The sequence below is a fragment of the Algibacter sp. genome (genome assembly GCF_049667265.1).
Taxonomy (GTDB): Bacteria; Bacteroidota; Bacteroidia; order Flavobacteriales; family Flavobacteriaceae; genus Algibacter_B.
In genome coordinates this window covers 1-3074 of the sequence record NZ_JBATHX010000256.1, presented here as the reverse complement: position 1 = coordinate 3074, position 3074 = coordinate 1, and the positions used below count along the sequence as shown (strand labels likewise).

At 33.8% G+C, this 3074-nt stretch carries 5 protein-coding genes; all 5 read left to right on the top strand.

The features are described 5' to 3' along the window. Positions 1-118 precede the first annotated feature (118 nt). On the top strand, positions 119-496 hold the full coding sequence (locus WBN21_RS09710; RefSeq protein WP_424199763.1) for a DUF3703 domain-containing protein: 378 nt from the start codon (positions 119-121) through the stop codon (positions 494-496). A 167-nt stretch (positions 497-663) separates the two neighbouring features. After that, the gene (locus WBN21_RS09705; protein WP_424199761.1) at positions 664-1380 is read left to right on the top strand and encodes a VIT1/CCC1 transporter family protein; all 717 of its coding nucleotides are present in this window, start codon (positions 664-666) and stop codon (positions 1378-1380) included. A 1-nt stretch (position 1381) separates the two neighbouring features. Next, entirely contained in the window at positions 1382-1729 is a 348-nt protein-coding gene (locus WBN21_RS09700) for a hypothetical protein (protein ID WP_424199759.1), read from the top strand. 214 nt (positions 1730-1943) lie between these two features. Beyond that, positions 1944-2525, top strand: a complete 582-nt coding sequence (locus WBN21_RS09695) for a nuclear transport factor 2 family protein (RefSeq protein ID WP_424199757.1) — start codon at positions 1944-1946, stop codon at positions 2523-2525. A 185-nt stretch (positions 2526-2710) separates the two neighbouring features. Beyond that, a partial coding sequence (locus WBN21_RS09690) for a class I SAM-dependent methyltransferase (protein WP_424199755.1) occupies positions 2711-3074 on the top strand: 364 nt, incomplete at its 3' end.

Sequence of the window (3074 nt, the reverse complement as noted above, 5' to 3'; positions counted from 1 at the left end):
TTATTTGCTAAATTAGGTGCTAAACCACGCAACAAACCATATACAAACACGTTACCCAACATTTGCAAAAACAGAACGTTAGAATTTTAAACTGAACAGAAAACTTAAAAAAACGAATATGAAATTTTACACTTCGATACCTGAAAGTCTAAAGCCATACTATAAAACTGAATTGGATAAATACCGAACTGAATACTCAAACGGAAATTTAAAAAGTGCTTGGAATCATCTGGAAAGAGCTCATATAATCGGACAAAAATATCCTTACGCTCATACTTTTGTGCATTGGAAAATGTTGCAATTCGGAATTAAAATCAAAAGCGGAAAAGAAATTATTGGACAAATTCCACGTCTGATTTTTGGAGGTGTGAAATCCTTCGTTGGAAAAATTCCAGTTGGTAATCCTGGAGGAGCGAATGTTCCGCCTTTAAAACCATTTCCGATTGAAAAAGAATTAAAAGATATTTTTGCGAAAGCTGGAATTAATTTAGTCTGAAAATAAAAAACGTTGGGTAACACCGTATAAAATTAATGGCTAGTTCTCGCCTACTTACGAAAATCCTCGCGGATTTTCTATCTAGTGTTTATTTACTAAATTAGGTGCTTAAACACGCCACTAATCTTATACAAGACCGTTGTGTGTAATTTGAACAAACAATAGAAATGACAGAAAAAACAGAGGAATTAGACAATTATTTAGATAATCATTATATACATAGAAGTAATTGGTTAAGAGCTGCTGTCCTTGGAGCTAATGATGGAATTTTATCAACTGCTAGTATCGCGATTGGAGTTGCTGCTGCAAGTGATTTGAGAGAACCTGTTATTTTGGCAACATTAGCAGGACTAGTTGCTGGTGCTTTATCAATGGCAGCTGGAGAATATGTTTCTGTAAGTTCGCAGACTGATGTGGAAAAAGCTGATATAGAACGTGAAAAGCAAGAATTGGCTGAAATGCCCGAAATCGAATTAGAAAGATTAGCGGAAATTTATGAAAAAAGAGGTCTAAAAAAAGATACTGCCTTAACAGTTGCTAAAGAATTAACGGAACACGATGCGTTAGGAGCACATATAAGAGATGAATTAGGAATTAATGAAATTAGTCAAGCTAAACCTATACAAGCTGCATTTGCTTCAGGTGCAGCATTCACAGTTGGAGGATTACTTCCTTTTTTAGTAACGATATTTCTTCCTTTAAAGAGTATGGAATATTCGCTTTATGGTTTTGCCCTATTTTTTCTAATAGTATTAGGAGCATTAGCAGCTAGAACTGGTGGTTCAAGTATTGGAAAAGCTATTATCCGAATTACATTCTGGGGAACTGTCGCAATGGGACTGACAGCATTAGTTGGTTATTTGTTCAATGTGAATATTGGATAAAATGAAAAAGAAAAATATTCTTTCACCTAAAAAATTTGCAAAACGAGTACTTAAGTATTCTTTATTTTCAATAGGTTTATTAACTATCTCAATTGGTATTGGTGTTTTTGGTTATCACTACATAGGAAATTTAAATTGGATTGATAGTATTTATAATGCTTCAATGATATTAACTGGAATGGGACCAGTCAACGAACTGAATACGGATTCTGCAAAATTATTTGCTTCAATTTATGCAATATTCAGCGGAGTTATTTTTTTAAGTACTGTAGCCATATTTTTTGCACCATTTGCTCATAGATTAATGCATTTATTGAAAATTGACGAAATTGACGAAATTGACGAATAAAAAACTGCACACAACACCGTATAAAATTAATTGCTAGTACAAGCCTACTTACGAAAGTCCTCGCGGACTTTCTATTCGGTTTGTATTTGCTAAATTAGTTGCTTAAACCACGCAACTAATCTTATACAACAACGTTGTACACAAGCTGAAAACACAAATACAAAGATTATTTTTAATATCTTTAACTTATTATTAATCAACTAAAAACAACCAAATGAAAACACTATTCAACCCTAACATCCTGAAAGCAGGATTGATTTTTTGTGCACTTCTTATAGCAAGTTGTGGCGAAACCAAAAAAGAAAATGCTGAAGTAGTAGAAGAAGAACCACCTGTATTAGAGTCCGCCTCTCAAGAATATGCCGATATTGTCCTGAAGTTGTATGACCACTTCTCAAACTTAGACCATGATGCCTATGGAGCCATCATGGCTGACGACATTACATGGTATTGGCCAGATGGCGGTGCCGATACACGTAATTCAATCAAGGGAAAAGACAATGTCATTGCATTTTGGAAAAATTGGGAAAAGACGACAGGAGGAAAAATGACCTTTGCAAAAAACACACTTTTACCTATTAAAGTAAATAAACCGACAAACTACTATAAGGCGGTGGGTTCAGGAGTACTTGCATATACAGATATGACAATTACGCTTAAAGAGCAATCTACAACGGTTAGACAGCATGCTGTAATGATGTTTAATGATGACATGAAAATAAGCAATGTGTTTTTGTATTACGATAGAACTGGAATCATAGAATTGACGAATGTGGTCTTTGGAGAAACTGAGTAAAGATTGCATTTTAAAGGCCTATGTACAACAACGTATATAAAAAATAGCTTCTCAAGCACAAGTTTTTAAAGCTTGTGCTTTTTTAATACATTCCAGAAATCAGTAAAGATTTCTATTATCAATCCGCTACTTTTCATATACAAAACCGTTACCTGCAAGCTGAAAAAATCACCAAGGAAACTAATATGAACGGAACGAACGAGGAACAGGAAAAAGCTATTGCCTATTATGATAAGATTTCAGGAATTTATGACTACATCTCGAATTGTTATTATAAAAAATCACGGGATTATGCCATTAAAGAACTGGGAATAAAAAAAGGACAGACGATATTGAATTTACCATGTGGAACGGGAGTTAATTTTAAATTTTTTCAACGAAAATTATACAATTCTGGACTAATAATAGGAATCGACCTTTCAAACGGAATGCTCGATCAAGCAAAACGAAAAACAAAAAAAAACGAATGGACAAACGTTGATTTGATATTAGAAAACGCAACGAAAATTGACCAAAAATGGCTTGAGAAATATTCGGAAAAGAAAGGAC